The 15,893-nt window shown below is 65.3% G+C and carries 16 protein-coding genes; 10 read left to right on the forward strand and 6 right to left on the reverse strand.

Translation table 11 applies throughout. The features are described 5' to 3' along the window. Window positions 1-10: 10 nt before the first annotated feature. A complete protein-coding gene (locus AB0N61_RS15215) occupies window positions 11-667 on the reverse strand; it encodes an NAD(P)H-dependent oxidoreductase (RefSeq protein WP_363365184.1) in 657 nt (218 codons plus the stop codon). A 79-nt stretch (window positions 668-746) separates the two neighbouring features. On the opposite strand from AB0N61_RS15215, the gene AB0N61_RS15220 reads away from it, so the two are divergent. After that, the gene (locus AB0N61_RS15220) at window positions 747-1,085 is read left to right on the forward strand and encodes a helix-turn-helix domain-containing protein (RefSeq protein WP_363365185.1); all 339 of its coding nucleotides are present in this window, start codon (window positions 747-749) and stop codon (window positions 1,083-1,085) included. A 189-nt stretch (window positions 1,086-1,274) separates the two neighbouring features. Here AB0N61_RS15220 and AB0N61_RS15225 read toward each other — a convergent pair whose 3' ends face one another. Further along, on the reverse strand, window positions 1,275-2,795 hold the full coding sequence (locus AB0N61_RS15225) for an SDR family NAD(P)-dependent oxidoreductase (RefSeq protein ID WP_167946990.1): 1,521 nt from the start codon (window positions 2,793-2,795) through the stop codon (window positions 1,275-1,277). Between the two features lie 56 nt (window positions 2,796-2,851). On the opposite strand from AB0N61_RS15225, the gene AB0N61_RS15230 reads away from it, so the two are divergent. The 4 genes from AB0N61_RS15230 (at window position 2,852) to AB0N61_RS15245 (ending at window position 5,143) form a co-directional block, all read left to right on the forward strand. Continuing rightward, a complete protein-coding gene (locus tag AB0N61_RS15230) occupies window positions 2,852-3,325 on the forward strand; it encodes a hypothetical protein (protein ID WP_363365186.1) in 474 nt (157 codons plus the stop codon). Window positions 3,326-3,403: 78 nt separating this feature from the next. Continuing rightward, window positions 3,404-4,468: a M4 family metallopeptidase gene (locus AB0N61_RS15235; RefSeq protein WP_363365187.1), complete on the forward strand. Its 1,065-nt coding sequence runs from the start codon at window positions 3,404-3,406 to the stop codon at window positions 4,466-4,468. Further along, the gene (locus tag AB0N61_RS15240; protein ID WP_363365188.1) at window positions 4,443-4,754 is read left to right on the forward strand and encodes a protealysin inhibitor emfourin; all 312 of its coding nucleotides are present in this window, start codon (window positions 4,443-4,445) and stop codon (window positions 4,752-4,754) included. Before AB0N61_RS15235 ends, AB0N61_RS15240 begins: the two co-directional genes overlap by 26 nt. Before the next feature lie 137 nt (window positions 4,755-4,891). Further along, complete coding sequence (locus AB0N61_RS15245; protein ID WP_363365189.1) at window positions 4,892-5,143, forward strand: hypothetical protein; 252 nt, start codon at window positions 4,892-4,894, stop codon at window positions 5,141-5,143. Window positions 5,144-5,150: 7 nt separating this feature from the next. On the opposite strand, the gene AB0N61_RS15250 is transcribed toward AB0N61_RS15245, so the two are convergent. Next, window positions 5,151-6,212 carry a mechanosensitive ion channel domain-containing protein gene (locus tag AB0N61_RS15250; protein ID WP_363365191.1) on the reverse strand — a complete coding sequence of 354 codons (1,062 nt, stop codon included), beginning with the start codon at window positions 6,210-6,212 and terminating at the stop codon, window positions 5,151-5,153. A gap of 86 nt (window positions 6,213-6,298) precedes the next feature. Here AB0N61_RS15250 and AB0N61_RS15255 point away from each other — a divergent pair, with 86 nt between their 5' ends. Continuing rightward, window positions 6,299-7,036, forward strand: a complete 738-nt coding sequence (locus tag AB0N61_RS15255; RefSeq protein ID WP_363365192.1) for a ribonuclease H — start codon at window positions 6,299-6,301, stop codon at window positions 7,034-7,036. A gap of 37 nt (window positions 7,037-7,073) precedes the next feature. After that, window positions 7,074-7,499, forward strand: a complete 426-nt coding sequence (locus AB0N61_RS15260; protein ID WP_363365193.1) for a DoxX family membrane protein — start codon at window positions 7,074-7,076, stop codon at window positions 7,497-7,499. 77 nt (window positions 7,500-7,576) lie between these two features. On the opposite strand, the gene AB0N61_RS15265 is transcribed toward AB0N61_RS15260, so the two are convergent. Together AB0N61_RS15265 and AB0N61_RS15270 are read right to left on the reverse strand one after the other, a co-directional pair. Beyond that, window positions 7,577-8,554 (reverse strand): SRPBCC family protein, encoded by a 978-nt coding sequence (locus tag AB0N61_RS15265; protein WP_363365194.1) that lies wholly within the window; start codon window positions 8,552-8,554, stop codon window positions 7,577-7,579. A gap of 1 nt (window position 8,555) precedes the next feature. Then, entirely contained in the window at window positions 8,556-8,942 is a 387-nt protein-coding gene (locus tag AB0N61_RS15270) for a helix-turn-helix domain-containing protein (protein WP_363365195.1), read from the reverse strand. A gap of 701 nt (window positions 8,943-9,643) precedes the next feature. Between AB0N61_RS15270 and AB0N61_RS15275 the strand changes: the two genes are divergently transcribed. The 3 genes from AB0N61_RS15275 (at window position 9,644) to AB0N61_RS15285 (ending at window position 14,235) form a co-directional block, all read left to right on the forward strand. Next, complete coding sequence (locus AB0N61_RS15275) at window positions 9,644-12,058, forward strand: hypothetical protein (protein WP_363365196.1); 2,415 nt, start codon at window positions 9,644-9,646, stop codon at window positions 12,056-12,058. 479 nt (window positions 12,059-12,537) lie between these two features. Then, a complete protein-coding gene (locus AB0N61_RS15280; RefSeq protein WP_363365197.1) occupies window positions 12,538-13,425 on the forward strand; it encodes a hypothetical protein in 888 nt (295 codons plus the stop codon). Window positions 13,426-13,452: 27 nt separating this feature from the next. Next, entirely contained in the window at window positions 13,453-14,235 is a 783-nt protein-coding gene (locus tag AB0N61_RS15285; protein ID WP_363365199.1) for a hypothetical protein, read from the forward strand. A gap of 435 nt (window positions 14,236-14,670) precedes the next feature. On the opposite strand, the gene AB0N61_RS15290 is transcribed toward AB0N61_RS15285, so the two are convergent. Next, window positions 14,671-15,699 (reverse strand): HNH endonuclease signature motif containing protein, encoded by a 1,029-nt coding sequence (locus tag AB0N61_RS15290; protein ID WP_363365200.1) that lies wholly within the window; start codon window positions 15,697-15,699, stop codon window positions 14,671-14,673. Window positions 15,700-15,893 lie beyond the last annotated feature (194 nt).

A 15,893-nucleotide genomic window follows, 5' to 3' on the forward strand; every position in this document is an offset into this window, starting at 1 on the left:
TGGCGTGAGGTCAGGCGACCTGGTCGCCCCGCAGCGCGGCGAGCTCGCGGCCGTAGGTGCGCGCCGACTGCTCGGCGTTCTCCTTGAGCTCCCGGGCGGTGTCGGCGAAGGCATCCAGTGCCGGGTTCACGCCCACGAGAGTGAACGGGCGCTCGACGACGCGCAGGTCGAGGCCCCAGACGTCTTCGAGCACACGGCGCAGCCACCCGGTGGAGTGGTCCCAGCCCTCCTTGGGAGTGCAGGGGGCGTAGTTGCCGCCGAGCACCGTCACGAGGGTCGCGGGCTTGCCGCGCAGTGCGGTGCCCTGCGGGTCGATGCGCGGATCGGTGTAGGCCAGGTCGAACCACGTCTTGAAGTGCTGCGAGACCCCGTAGTTGTAGAGCGGAACGGCGAACAGCAGCGCATCGGCGCCGATCAGCTCGTCCGCGAAGGTGGTGGCGAGGGCGCGCGCCGCGCGCTGAGCGTCGGTGCGCTGAGCATCGTCGACGAATCCGCCGGTCACGGCATCCGCCCAGGCCGTCGCGGGCACGGGGTCGGCGGCGAGGTCGCGGCGGGTGACCGTGGAGTCGGGGTGCGAGGCGGTCCACTCTGCTTCGACGAGGTCGGCGAGCGAACGGCTGGCGGACGACGCGGGAAGGATGCTGGCGTCGAGGCGGAACAGGGACATGAGAAGTGCCTTTCGTTTTTCGTAGTCACTCTGTTTTTCTTAGCGACTCGCGTTAACGTAGCACAGGTATGATGGGCCCATGGCCGAGATCGACGAAGAGCGTCACGTCTGCGACGCCGCCGTCACACTGGCCTTCAGCGTGCTCGGCAAGCGCTGGAACGGCATGATCGTCTCGTCACTCGGCGGAGGCCCGTCGACCTTCGTGTCCCTGCGCCGAGGCGTGTCGGGCATCAGCGACACCGTGCTCTCCGACCGGCTGGCCGAACTCGCCGAGGCGGGGCTCGTCGCGCGCTCGGTCGACGCCGGTCCGCCCGTCACCGTGTCCTATTCGCTCACCGACGGCGGCCGCGGCCTGCTCCCGATCCTCGACCAGCTCGGCACCTGGGCGTCCGAGAACCTCGAGATCCGGGCGCGGTAGCCGACGGCATCCGCTCCCCCCGCGCCCCGGCCCCGGCCCCGGCCCCGGCGGATGCTTTCGAATCGCTTACTTTGCAGAAATCGCGGCCCAGAATCTGCAAAGTGCGCGATTCGAAAGTTCGGGGGGGGGGGACGGCGACAGGCCGGAACGGCCCCGGAACGGCCCCGGCCCGGGACCCGGAGGCGAGGGTCACCAGGGGCTGGGCTCGTAGTCCTTCAGGAAGACGCCCTGGATGTCCTCGCCGGCCTCGCCGCGCACGATCGGGTCGTACACGCGGGCTGCTCCGTCGACGAGATCGAGCGGCGCGTGGAAGCCCTCCTCCGCCAGGCGCACCTTCGTGTAGTGCGGGCGCTCGTCGGTGATCCACCCGGTGTCGACGGCCGTCATCAGGATGCCGTCGGTCTCGAGCATCTCGCCGGCGCTCGTGCGCGTCAGCATGTTCAGCGCAGCCTTGGCCATGTTCGTGTGCGGGTGGCCCGGGCCCTTGTAGCGGCGCGAGAACTGCCCCTCCATCGCCGAGACGTTCACCACGTACTTGCGGTGCGCCGACGAGGCGGCCATCGACGCGCGCAGGCGACTGATCAGCAGGAACGGCGCCGTCGTGTTCGCGAGCTGCACCTCGAGCATCTCGAGCGGATCGACCTGGTCGACCGACTGCACCCAGCTGTTCGTGCGGTTGACGTCTGGCACGAGTCCGCCCGCATCGATGGCGGTGCCGTCGGCGTGCTTCTCGAGCGACGACGACCCGGGAGCCATCGCGAGCCGCGCGAGGTCTTCGGCGGTCAGCGCCTGGCCTCCCTGTTCGGCGACCGTGCCGCCCAGCGCCGCGACGGATAGCAGCGGGTGCGCATCGACGGATGCCTGCAGCGCCTGCGGATGAGGGTCGGCCGTGTGCCCGAAGGTCTCCATCTCGGGCAGGGGTCCGTCGGGAAGCGGCTGCAGCTCAGCATCCGCCAGCAGCGAGTACGAGCCGGGCGAGCGGCGCACGGTCTGCGCGGCGTTGTTGATGAGGATGTCGAGCGGGCCTTGAGCCGCGACCGAATCGGCGAGACCGATCACCTGAGCGGGGTCGCGCAGATCGATGCCGACCACGCGCAGGCGGTGCAGCCAATCGGCCGAGTCGGGCAGCGCCGAGAAGCGACGCACCGCATCGCGGGGGAAGCGCGTGGTGATCGTCGTGTGGGCGCCGTCGCGCAGCAGTCGCAGGGCGATGTGCATGCCGATCTTCGCGCGGCCGCCGGTGAGAAGTGCGCGCTTGCCGGTGAGGTCGGTGCGGGCGTTGCGCTTGCCGTGACTGAAGCGCGCGCAGTCGGGGCAGAGCTGGTGATAGAAGGCGTCGACGACCGTGTAGGGCTGCTTGCAGATGTAGCAGTTGCGGGGCTTGAGCAGCTCGCCGGCGATCGGGGCGTCGACGACGCTGGTCGCGAGATCGTTGCCGCGGGTCTCGTCGTCGATGCGGTCGGGGGCGCCGGTGGCCGTGCGCGCGACGACGGCCTTGTCGGCCTCGGCGATCGCATCGCGGATCTCCTTGCGCCGCACGCGCTTGACCGCCTTGAACATGGCCGCGGTCGCGTGGCGCACGGCCACGAAGTCGGGGTGCTCGTTGTCGATCTGGTGCAGTTCCGAGAGCACCCGCAGCGTGGTGGCGAGGTCTTGGGGGTCGATGCCGGGTCCGAGGTCGGGTGCAGCGTCGGAGGGGGCATCGGTCATTGAGCCGATTTTACGCGAGATCCCGGGGTGTCTTCCTGAGAGCGGAGAATCGTCGTATGACTGCCACCGATCCTCGTGTCCTCGGCCCCGACCTGCTGCCCACCCCGTTCACGGCCGACGAGATCCGTGACGCGACCGGGGCGGGCACGACCATCCGGCTGCGCACCGAGCAGCCGGACGGCACCATCGGCGAGCGCGTCAATCGCTTTCGGCAGACGGATGCCGAGGGCGCGACGCTCGACCGCTGGGCGGCGGACGATCCGCAGTCGCTGGTCTCGAGTCGCGTGACCTGGCTCGATCTGCAGGCCCATGCCGCTTTCCCGGCCGACCGCACGACCGTGACGCTCGAGACGCTCGAGACGCCCTTCGGCTCGGTGGAGTGCCGGCGGTACGACACGGCCGACGAGCCCGGCGGTCCGATCGTGTCGTTCTGGTTCTCTCTCGCGCACCCCGGGATGCCGGTGCGCTTCGAGGTTCCGGTGGGCGACGGCGTCATGCGCACGACCGTGCTCGAGATCACGCGCGACTGAGCGGAGCGCGACGGGGCGACGGCATCCGATCCGGTCCGCCCTTGCGAGAACGTCGGACCCCCGGCGTAGGGTCTGAACATGAGCAGCCACACCGAAGTCCCCGGAGTCATCCCCTCGTACCTGCTCGCGCGCCTCGCCGAGTCGGGTCGCTATCCCCGCGCCGCAGCCGCCGCGCGCCAGACGCTGACGGCGGGCCGACCGCCGTTCCGAGCGCGCCTCGATCTGTCGATCGACGAGAACGGCGACCTGGTCGCCCAGCTGTCAGACGCCCCGAACCGCACGATCAGCGACGCCGCCAACACGCAGACCCTCCCCGGGGCGATCGTCCGCGCCGAAGACGACGAGCCTGTGGCCGACGCATCCGTCAACGAGGCCTTCGACGGACTCGGCGCCACGTTCGAGATGCTGCTCTCGGCCTTCGGGCGCAACTCGCTCGACGACGCCGGTGCCCCTCTCGACGCCACCGTGCATTACGGGATCGACTACGACAACGCCTTCTGGGACGGCGAGCGCATGGTGTTCGGCGACGGCGACGGCGAGGTCTTCGTCGGCTTCACCTCATCGACCACGGTGATCGGTCACGAACTCGCGCACGGTGTGGTGCAGTACACCGCCAACCTCGAGTACCAGGGTCAGCCGGGCGCGCTGAACGAGTCGATCGCCGATGTCTTCGGCGCCCTCACCGAGCAGTACCTCCTCGGGCAGGCAGCTGCCGATGCCACCTGGCTCATCGGAGCCGAGATCTTCACGGATGCCGTGCAGGGCAGTGCGCTGCGCTCGATGATCGCCCCCGGCACCGCGTACGACGACGATGAGCTCGGAAAAGACCCGCAGCCCGACCACATGAGCGGATTCGTGCGCACGACCGAAGACAACGGCGGGGTGCACATCAACTCGGGGATCCCCAACCGGGCCTTCGCCCTCTTCGCGATCGACCTCGGCGGCAACGCCTGGGAGACGGCCGGCACCGTCTGGTACCGGGCGCTCACCGGCGGCCTGTCGAGCACCGCGAACTTCACCGAGTTCGCCAATGCGACCCTCGCCGCGGCGTCTGCCATCGACGACGCCGCCGCCGCCGCCGCTCGACGTGCGTGGGCGACCGTGGGAGTCTATGAGGATGAGCGAGTCCCCAGAGTCGAGTGACGCGCAGGTCGTCATCGCGGTGGTGCGCACGGGCGGCATCGCCGGCATCCGTCGCAAATGGCGGGTCGAACCCGACCCGACCGAGACGCACCACTGGATCGCGATGATCGACAGCTGCCCGTGGGATGCCGACCACGACACCGACGCAGGCGCAGACCGCTTCGTATGGCTGATCCGCGTGCGCACACCGTCGGAGGAGCGCGAACGAGAGCTCCCCGATTCGGCGCTCGACGGGCCGTGGCGAGAGCTCGTCGACGCTGTTCGCGAAGCCTCGGCTTCCGACTGACGCGGACGGCTGCAGCACGAGCGCGGCGCGAGCGTGTCTGGGATCGCTCGGATAGGGGCCCGACCGGCACCCCGGCATCCGATCAATCCGGTGTGAATCCGACCGCCGCTTCGCGAGGCAGGTCGAGAATGGGACGCATGGGACTTTTCCAACAGCGCACCGACGACGAAGAGAATCAGTGGAAGCTGCCGTCCGAACCGCTCGAGCGCTCCGAGTCCGACGTCCTCTCGGCTGCGACGGCGGTCGATCCGCTGACGCTGGGCCTCGGCCTCGATTCCCCCGCGGTCAGCTCGATCGTCTTCCCCGTGGCACCTCCGGCACCCGAGGCGACCTCGATCGAGAACGGCGAACCCGACCCCGAGACCGAGACCGAGACCGAGACCGACTGACCCCGACTCAGCCCGCGATGCTCGCCGTCGTCGCTTCGAGATCCATACGGGTGCGCGGCAGCGCCTCGGGGTGCTCCCGCTGAAGCCAGGTCATGATCTTCTCGCGCACCTCGCAGCGCAGGGTCCACTGATCGTCCGAGTCCTTCGACGACATCACGAGACGCACCGTGACGAATCCACCCTGCGCGTCTGTCACCACGGCGCTCGACGACCGACCGTCCCATGCGGGTGAGGCCTCGACGATGCGCTGGAACTCCTCGCGCAGCTCGTCCATGGGCACCCGCCAGTCGAGATCGAGGTAGACCGTGCCGAGGATCTTGTCGGAACGACGCGTCCAGGTCTCGATCGGCGTCGTCGTGAAGTAGTTGCAGGGCACCACGAGACGACGCTCGTCCCAGATGTAGACGACCACGTACGACAGGTTGATCTCGCCGATCCGCCCCCATTCGCCCTCGACGACCACGACGTCTCCGACACGGATGGCATCGGTGAAGGCGACCTGCACCCCCGCGATGAGGTTGCCGAGGATCGACTGGGCAGCGAGTCCGGCGATGATGCTGACGATGCCGGCAGAGGCCAGGAGGCTCGTGCCGACGGCTCTCATCTCGGGAAAGCTGAAGAGCACGGCGCCCAGCGACAGCACGGCGATCGCGACGAGGACGAGTCGGTGGATGACGAGCAGCTGCGTCCGGCGGCGGCGGGCCTCCGGACCGACGAGCAGAGTCTCCTCCTTGGCCATCAGTCGCTCGAACCCGAACGAGATCGACGCGCCGAGCAACCACGAGCCGGTGAGGACCGTGCCGATCAGGAAGAGCCGGGACACCACCGGCCACCAGTCCTGCGTCGCGGGTTCTGAGATCGCACCGGCGATCCACAGAGCGACCACGGCCGTCGTCGCGACCATCGCCGCGCGCACCCGTCTGGCGAGATCGCGCACCCACGGCACCCGACGACTGATCAGCGAGGCGGCCAGCGCCAGCGCTGCGAGCGCGGCGGCAGCGATCACGATCAGCGTGGCGATCGATGCGGCGGTGCCGACCCAGGAATCCCAAGAAATATCGGTAGGCATCGATCCACACTATGTCGCGAGGCGCCCGGAGTCGAAAGCGCCCGACCCGCACCAGCGCTGTCCCCGGGCGCGGCTACGGTTGAGGAATGACGATCATCGCCGCCGCAGACGGCTCCGCCCTGGGCAACCCCGGCCCGAACGGCTGGGCCTGGTACATCGACGACGCCAACTGGGCCGCGGGCGGCTCCCCCCACGGCACGAACAATCAGGGCGAGCTGCGCGCGGTGCTCGAACTGCTGCAGGCGACGGCGGGTATCTCAGAGAAGCTGATGATCGAGTGCGACAGCCGCTACGTGATCGATTCGGTGACCAAGTGGATGCCGGGATGGAAGCGCAAGGGCTGGCGCAAGTCCGACGGTGGCGCCGTGCTCAACCGCGACCTCCTCGAGGGCATCGACGAGGCCATCCGCGGGCGCGACGTCGAGTTCTCGTGGGTCAAGGGCCACGCGGGCCACCCCCTGAACGAGGCGGCCGACGAGCGCGCGAACGCCGCCGCCAAGGCCTACCAGGCCGGGCAGGAGCCGCGGCGAGGGCCCGGGTTCACGATGGCGACGGATGCCGGGGCCGCTGCGGCAGCATCCGCTCCGATCGCCGCCGCGGCGGCGCGCGACGAGAAGGATGCTGCGGCATCCCCCGTCGCGTCGACGACTGTCGCCGAGCCCCTCTGGGCCGAAACCTCCGACCTGCTCGACAGCCTCTACGCGCCGATCGACGACCCGATCGAGGTGCGGCTCGCGCTCTCGAGCGACGAGCATGCCCGCCTGCGCGACCGCGCCGAAGCGCAGGGCGTCACGCTCGAAGAAGCACTCCGCCGCCTCATCTGACGACCCCGCCCGTTCGAGCCCCGCGTACACTCGCACCATGTCGAAGAAGAATGTCGCACGCACCATCGGCCGGATCTTCCTCGGCTCATCGCTCGTCTTCGCGGGCGTCTCGCACCTGACCTTCGCGCGCGAGGAGTTCCAGGCGCAGGTGCCCGAGTGGGTGCCCCTCGACCCGGACGTGACCGTGCTCGCCTCGGGCGTCGTCGAGGTCGGACTCGGCACCGCGCTGCTCGTCGCACGCAAGCACCGCGGACTGGTCGGTGTGATCACCGCGCTGTTCTTCATCGCGGTGTTCCCCGGCAACATCGCGCAGTGGACGCATCATCGCGATGGCTTCGGGCTCGACACCGACATGAAACGCTTCGTGCGCCTGTTCTTCCAGCCGGTGCTGATCGCACTCGCGATCTGGTCGACGCGCCGTCCGCGCCGTGACACCGCGGGCTCCGACCCCGCCGCTCCGTAACTCCGGATCCCCGCACCGAAACCACGGAAGACCGGCCGCCCCCGAAGGATGCGACCGGCCTTCCCGAATCGTGGAACTCAGACCGCGAGCAGCTCGCTCTCGAGGCGGGCGTACGAGGCCTCCATGCCATCGGCCATGCCGGTGGCGAGAATCATGTCGCGCGTCTCCTTGTCGGGGTACTCGATGTAGAGCGTGATGAGCGTCGCGCCGTCCTCTTCGTAGAGGTTCAGGTCGTTCAGCGTCTCGACCGGCATCCCGATCATCCGCTCGGTCTGCACCGACCGTCGAGGCGCGTCGATCAGCAGCGCCTCGCCCTCGAACCCGAACGGCTGGCCCTCGGTGTCGCGCACGGGTGCCCACGAGGTGCGGTAGCTCTGCCCGACTTCGGTGGCGAGGACGCACTCGGTCATCTCCCACCCGTCGGGCCCGAGCAGCCACTGCTTCATGAGCTCGGGCTCGTTGTGGGCGCGCCAGACCAGTTCGCGCGGCCCTTCGACGAGTCGCGTGATGCGCACGTGGGTGTCGTCGAGCAGCTCGACCTGGGTGCCCTTGCCCTGGGCGTAGTCGCGGAGATCCTGCAGCACGGCGTCGAGCTGGCTCATCGCGAGCGTGATTCCCTCGACCTGGCCCATCTCGACGACCTGCTCGATCGCCTCGACCGAGTCGAAGTGACTGGTCGTGACCATGCGGGTGCCGTCGGCGGTGGACTCGAAGGCGAACGACATGCGTTGCGCCGGGAAGCCGTCGAGGGGGTTGCCCTCATCGTCGGCGAACGAGTCGAGCACCTCGAAGCTGTGCGGGGCGTCGATCGAGAGGAACTCCCACGACCCCGACGACTTCTCACCGCGCGGGCCGTTCATCGAGTACTGCGCGCGTCCGCCGACCGTGTGGTCCCAGGCGGTGAAGGTGGCCGGCCATCCGGGAGGACCCCAGAACCGCTCGAGCTGGCGCGGGTCGCTGTATGCGGCCCAGACCCGCTCGATCGGCGCCGCGAAATCAGCGACGACGGTCATGGTGAGGTTGTCGACATCGGTGGTGACATCCGTGACGGGCATGTCAGTCTCCTTCTTCGGTTCGTGGAACATCGGTGGTGTCGGTGATGGATGCCGGCTTCTCGGCCAGCAGATCGTCGAGTCGGGCGATGCGCGACCGCCACAGCTCTTCGTATCGGGCGAGGAGCGCCCTGGCGCGGGCGATCATCTCGGGGTTCGCGCGGACGAGCCGCTCGCGTCCCTCGGCGCGCTTGACGATGAGGTTCGCCGCTTCGAGCACGGCCACGTGCTTCTGCACTGCGGCGAACGACATCTCATATTCGGAGGCGAGGGTCGAGACGGACTGCTCCCGCTCGATCGTCCGACGCAGGATGTCACGCCGGGTCGACGTCGCCAATGCGTGGAACACACGGTCGACCTCCGCTTCGCTCAGTTCTCGTTGTGCAACCATTTGGTTGTACGTTATGCCTGAGTGGAGCGGAAGTCAAGAGGTGGCAACGATCTCACTCCGTAGACTTCGATTTCGATGGCGGCTTCCGCGACCTGGTGGCAGATCTGTGCGCAGCGGTTCGATACGCTTCGGACTCCTCGAAAGCCACATGATTACCGACCAGTACGTACCGAGCACACGGCGCATCGCATACGAGAAGGTGGTCGATGCGCAGTCGAGGGCCGCCGTCATAGTCTGCGACGCCGAGGCCCAGTCGGTAGATGCGGGCGAACGCGGAGTGCGTGAACTACTCGCACGATTCCCTGAGACCGACACAGTGATCGCCTTCAGCGACCTGATGGCCATGGGAGCCCTCAGAGGCGCAGCTTCAGAGGGACAAACCATCGATGCCCGCGACGTTGCGCATCGTGGGCATCGATGGTTTGTCCCTGGGCGCGGTGACATCCCCCGCTCTCACCAGCCTGGCGATCAGCGGCGTCACATTCGCGGAGCGCGTCGCGGAGGTCGTAGACCACGCACTACTGAACGGCCCCGACCCGCGGGACCACGTGGCCGTCCGCTTAGCAGGGCACCAATCTCACAGCGTGTGTCTCCCGCGACCGAACTTGGCGAACTATGGCTCACGTTCGGTATGTTCACGAATAGAAGTAGATCACTCACCTTAGACAGACCTGCTGACGTCACTCAACTTAGGAGACCCGGTGCCGACGAAGTTGCCGCCAGAGCTAGAAGCCACCCTCGGCACCCATGCGCTCAAGGAGAAGTACGCTCGATTCGTCGACCTGGTGCGGCTGCTTGGCGATTCGATCATCGCTAACGACTACTCGATACCCGACGGATTATCGAACGCGATCAAGCTGACCGAGTACGGCGACGCCGCACTGACGAAGGTCGTCACGTCTCGCGCGGACAAGATCCCCGCGAAAGAAGCGCGGCTGATGTGTGCTCTCGCTATCGGCCGCGAGAAGCTTCTGGTAGACATCGACAGCACCGACCTCGACGGGATGGCGAAGGCGATCTCCGCGCAGGTCCTTGCCGGGAAGATTCGATTCCCGTTCCCTTTCGGACGCGAATCCTACGACGCGTACGCCGATATGTTCGACGAAGGGCAGCCCGTTCTGACCTACGAAGAGACTCAGCGGTTCCTTGACGCCACTCCCGTTGGAGTTCAGCAGTACGGAAGATATGTGACTGGCCCGTACGGACTGCTCGAGTCTCAATCGACAAGGCAGCTAGCGTCGGGGAGGCGAGTGGAAGCTTTCCATTGCTCGGATGTGATGTGTGACGTTGCGCATCGCGTACACCTAACAACGAGCTCTGCCGCCACGATTAACAGCCATCGAGACAAGTTTGAGGACGCCTTCCCCGACGGCGACAGCAAAGAGGTCGACTGGTTCGGTGCGGCGGACGATGTGCGCGACGTTGATGCCATCATGTTCTCCGACACCGCGGTGGGCGTTTCCGCGACGCTGCTCGGCGACGCTCTGAGCCTGCGGGAGCTTCGCGGGCTTATCGCGTATCTCTTCAACTCCACTGGTGGGTCCCTGCGAGAACTGGTGCGTGACTTCCTGGATGTCGGTGACGCGAACAAGACTGTGGCCGGCCTCGAACGCGCGCAACTGATGCAGATCGCTCTTCTCGTCAAGGAACCCGTGCTCCAGGATGCCCTGGACTCCCTTGTCTACGACTCCGAGATAGTCGTTCCTACCGGCGAGGTCCGCCGCCCGGTACTCAACAAAGAGCGTCGCTCAGGGGCATTCGGCCTCTCCCCGGAGCTCGGACGACTTGGAGTGAGATTCGTCTCGGACCACCCCGGGTTCGCTGCGCTTCGACTGCGGGACGAACTCACCAACATCTATGACCTGAAGGAATCACGCGACCGCGCTGATTTGGAATGGATGCTACGTGGGATCGTCGCTGACTCACTCGAGGAACAACTAGATACGTTCTTCCGCACTGCTGAGCCCCTGGATTGCGTAACTCGACTGGGACTGGTCGGGCGCGACGCACTCCAGCGCCTGGCGAAGAACTTGCGCGTGGGCCATGGACTCGAAGAAAGCGACGAGAGCATCGCCAATCGTATCCTGTGGAAGCTCGGGTTCCCGTTACACAGTGAACAAGATCCCAGAGCAGAGTTTTGGCGCCTCCACGAGAAGCTACTCGGGCTAACCCGAGCCTCGAGTGCTCCCGGCATGCGAGACACCGAGGAGTTCCTCGGAGTGGCAAGCAAGTATTTCCGCGAGCTGGAGAGATTTCTCCAGGAATCCCTTGCGTTCTCAGCGTGGGCACTTCTGCACGATCACGTAGCCGATCCGCATGCGTTCCACTACGGCTTCGAAGCGGACAACGCGCGTGGTTTCGAGCTCGTTCAAGAGTCCGTGGGCTACGGCGGGGACTCGCTGAAGTCGTACGACTTCCTGAGCGGCAAGCTGGACATCTACACGATGGCGAGGGGGTTCGAGTTCCTCTCATCGCGCCTCGCGGCCTTGGACGACGAGGCCGAAGGTTTGACCCGCCCGGCAGATGACTTCCCCGCGTACTCCCGGGGGAGTCGGCTTAAAAAGTTCCCTTTCACCTCGACCGCGCCGTTCCTGTGCCTCACAGACGGTAGTCGGATGAAGCTCACCTCAGGACTCAAGAGCGTCGCGCAAGCCCTACAACGGGGCAAGGTGAACGAAGTTCGCAACGACCACCAGCATTACCGGAAGACCGCATCAGGCGTCGGCCAGATCGAGCAGGCACTCCGCGAGGCGGAGAACGCTATGCGAACAATCGAATCGCTGGGTCTAGCGCTCGTCGAGTCGCGGGTGGAGGACGCAGTGCACGATCGCTGGGGGAGATCCGAGTACTACCTCGCCGCGCCGCGAGGAACGCGTCACGTGATCGCACGTCCCTCGAGCTTCGACTGGCTCGGACTACCTGAACTCGATCAAGCCCAATACATCTTGCGCGGAGCCGTATTCGCGGAGCCCAACGAGGTCCTGAGGTTCCAGCGTCGCCTGGATAGTGAGTACTCCGAAATGTGGCAGGACGTTCCGGCGCGACGGCGCCCACGGGGCAGCGCGCTGAGCCAAAACTCAGTCGAGCATCGAGGATCGGAAGTACGCGGCGCCTGACCGCGGCGCCAAACGCCAGTGGATCCGCCCCCTCAGGTAGCTACGTCAGTTCGTCGGCTGAGCTCTGCGAAGGTCAGAGGCTCACTCTGCTTGAGAGCAAGATGAGCGCTGGCACGCGACTCGAATGCGCCGAGCTCGTCGCCCTCACCCGTGACGGACGGAGCGAGAACTCCCTCGAATCCGGGAAACCAGGCAGCATCTCCAATGTTCTGACATGCGGTCCAGTCCGGATCCTGAATGAGACGACAGTAGGCGCCAACGCACTGGGGCGTGTTGCGGAACCCGTTGGAGCGTTGCAGGACAGTCATCAGTTCATTTGGGGATTCCCTGAGTTCTGTCCTGCAGCTATCTGGATAGCATCACGGCGAAAGATGGCTCCACGGCGCCATACCGTCTCGATCTGGTGACGTTCAGTGTTAGCTCACCACGCTCCCGACAGTGACGCCGCGGCCAGCCGAGTTTGCCACTAGCTTGATACCGTGACCGTCCTCGACAACATCATCGACGCCAGCACCAACTCGTCGGTGCCGGTCACAGACCTGCTCCGGATGGTGAAGATCGCTGCTCATCGAGTGGGCGCGAGTGACATTCGAACTTGGGTCGCTCACGAGTTGAACGGCTACGCCGATGATGCACCGCTACCGCCATACAGAGTCCTCCACACCAACGTTCAGGGCACCTTCGCTGGTCCCATGCAGTCGTTCCGCCACGTCACGCTCACGATCCGGCCGAACTCCCTTGACCCCTGGTGGGACGTCGAAATGAAGCAGCCGCTGATGGAATTGCAGGCACTGTCAGAGTCAGAGAACGACGCTTCCCGTGAGTGGTCCGCCGCGGCCGTGCGGGAGTATCACGACTCGGAAATGTTTCGCTTCGAGTACGAGATCCTATACACGGCATGCAACCTCATCACACCTCAGAGCCTTCGTGGCGTCCTTGACGTGATCCGCTCTAAGGCCCTCGACTTCGCGCTGGAACTGCAGAGCGCAGCACCGGACGCTGGTTCATTCGGAGGTCCCACCGTGGCTAGCGAGCCTCAACTAGCTGGCGTTGTCTTCCACGTCACGAACAACATATTCGGCGATGGCGCGAACGTCGGAACTGGCACTGGCATCCGTCAGCGAAGCAGCATCAACAAGGGTGACGATGAGTCGCTCCGTCGCGAGGTCGAAGCTCTCGGGCTGTCCTCCGATCACGCACAGCAGTTCGTCGCAGCTGTTTCCGAAGAGAAGAGCATGGACAAGCCGAAGGTGAAACGCTTTCTGGAGCAGGTGCGCACCGGGTCCATCGCCGTTGCGGGTGGGGTGGCCGCTGAAGCCGTAGCCGGGTCTCTGATCGAACTTGCCAAGGCATTCCTAGGGCTGTGAATCATCCAACACGTGAGGGGAGTCTCGATGAAGGGCGCACAAGACCGCGACGACGATGGGCGTGCGGCTTCAACAGAATGGACTGAGCACACGGACAGCGAGCCCGGGAAGTTCTCTGAGGTGAGAGTCCGCCGAAACGGCGTGTGGGTTCCGCTGGAAAGTGCACGCCCAACGTCAGATGACTCGGAGATCGAGCAACTCTGGGAGACGGGCCTGGAGGAACTCAACGCGATCGTCGAAGACGAAACACATCCCCTTCACGACAAGGCCGTCCTCGTGGCCGCCCAGGCGTTTGCGCCGATCACGGATGCCGTCGCTAGGTGGAGCGCATCTGCCGCCAAATCGATCTCGGGCGCAATCTCTGAGCTGGGCTCGACTCCTGGAATCAACAAGTCATGGGTGACAGATCTCGTAGTCGATTCGCCGTATTGGATGGCCTTCCGAGATTCGCTTCCCGAGCCAACTAACGAGCTCGTGATCGAGGGAATCGATCTCGATTCAGCCGATGCGCCAGACATCACCGTCGAAGAGTTTGCGGCGAGAGCTCCGAGCGTCGGCGCTGGGCTGCTCACCGCCCTGCTCGACAATTCCAACGCCCAACTCAAGGAGCAGCGCGACCAGAACGTCACGTTGCGGGCTCAGCTTGAAGCCCAGGAGAATCACATGTCGGCTTCCACTGCCGCGAGCGACGAGGCATTGAAGGTTGCGCAGAGCGCAAAGCGTGGTAGCTGGTTGGCTGCCTGGGCGGCGATCGCAGGCGCCGCAATTACCCTAGGCGCCCTTGGCGCGACCTTGATCATGCCCTCGTAGACCGCCCACGACAAAGGAGCCGCGACTACCGAGCGCGAAGAGGACGATCCGTCCGAGTTGTTGTGTGGGGGTGCTCTGATGTGCGGCAAGCGCTGAGCTCTTCAGACAGCCGCCAGGAAAGTGTCACGACAAAGTCGACCTGGACCACCCGAAACCTCGCGGCCCGGTGATATTCCGTATAATCTCACTGCGTTCCCGACGATTCTTTGTCGGGAACGTCTCTGCAGGTCTCCTGTGAAATGCTGTTCAAACTACTGAAGGCGCACCAGACTGGCGGGCAGGGTGAACCCCGCTGCCCGAACGGATCAAGATTCGCGTCGATCGCTTGTGAGAGGAGCACGAGGCCTCGTTGCATCGACCGCGCGCGATGGATCGCGGGTGTGACCATGCGCAGAGCGGTGGGGAGGCGGACCGAGATCCAGAGTTCCGTTCGCGTCAGCTTCGGAAACTCGGATCGAAGGCTGCGATGCTCATGGACACCCCGTTTCGGGGATCACCTCCGTCGAGCGCGTCCCTCACTCGCTGCGCAATGTCGCGCAGTTCGTAGGCTCGCGGGAAGCTGACCCAATCTAGCGGCGCAAAATGTGGCGTTGAACTCCAGAGCCCCCATAACACATCCCCCTCGATCATCTGAACCGCCCCGTCGTTGAATCTGTACAGCGGGATGAGTTCGTCGTTCACAGCCTCGATGACGAGATTTACGGAGCGAGTAAGCTCCGTGATAAGCACTCCAGCGACAGCGTCATCGACGCCGAACTGAGAGATCGCTTCGGTGTAATGCCGCTCTCCGTCGGGGCCTCCGAACCATCTCTCTTTATGTCGCCGTCTGATTTCGTGTCTGTTGCCTTCGAGAATGAAGGCATCAGAAAGGTGCTGAACCAACGCTCGGAGTACGTTGCCATGCGTTTTAAAGGCAACGGTCAGCTTCGGATACTCGACGGGCCATTTCAGGCCGGCAAGCCAGCTGGAAGTTGAAGTGAGCGAGAACCACTGCGCACTAGTCACATAGGGATGTACGTCGTTCAAACAACGCGACAGTTCCTCCCAGTCGGCAAGACCAATATCGCCTTCCCACTTGTCGATGCGCGCCGCGAGCGCGACATCAAGCTCGAGTTCGCTCTTGGCCTTCGAGCCCATGACTGCGTCGACGTATGTGTCGTGCGCTTGCTTCATCGCCACGACTTCCTCGATCGGCCAGGCGCTTCCCTTTTTCTTGTCGATAGCTGTGTGATGGGTCGGGCAGAGAAGGATCAAGTTCTCGTACTCATTGAGCTTCTCGCGGGGGTAGGCGGCGTCGTAGCGAGGGCCGCTGACCCTGGATGACCGAATGTGCGCCTCTTCGCCGAGCACTGATGTGCCGGCACCGGAAGACTTGTCGGGGTCGTCCGCATCTGCCACGAGACGTTGCCCACACATGGCGAACGCGCAACGATTTCCGGCGTTACCCCACAGCTTCTTGCGCACCTCTACCCGAAGATTGACCAAGGGTTACCTACCGTTCATCGGCTCAGTCCGTGGCCAGATGTCGTCCGCCGCGAGCGGCTCCAGCGTACAGGGATGCCTCTCGTGCCGACGGATATCAGTGTCTCCCGTCGCGCTCGGATCTAGCCCATCGATCACCACTCATTAGAAGATCAGGACGACGGTGCTGTACCTGA

The organism is Microbacterium sp. NPDC089320, assembly GCF_040684875.1.
Classification (GTDB): Bacteria; Actinomycetota; Actinomycetes; order Actinomycetales; family Microbacteriaceae; genus Microbacterium.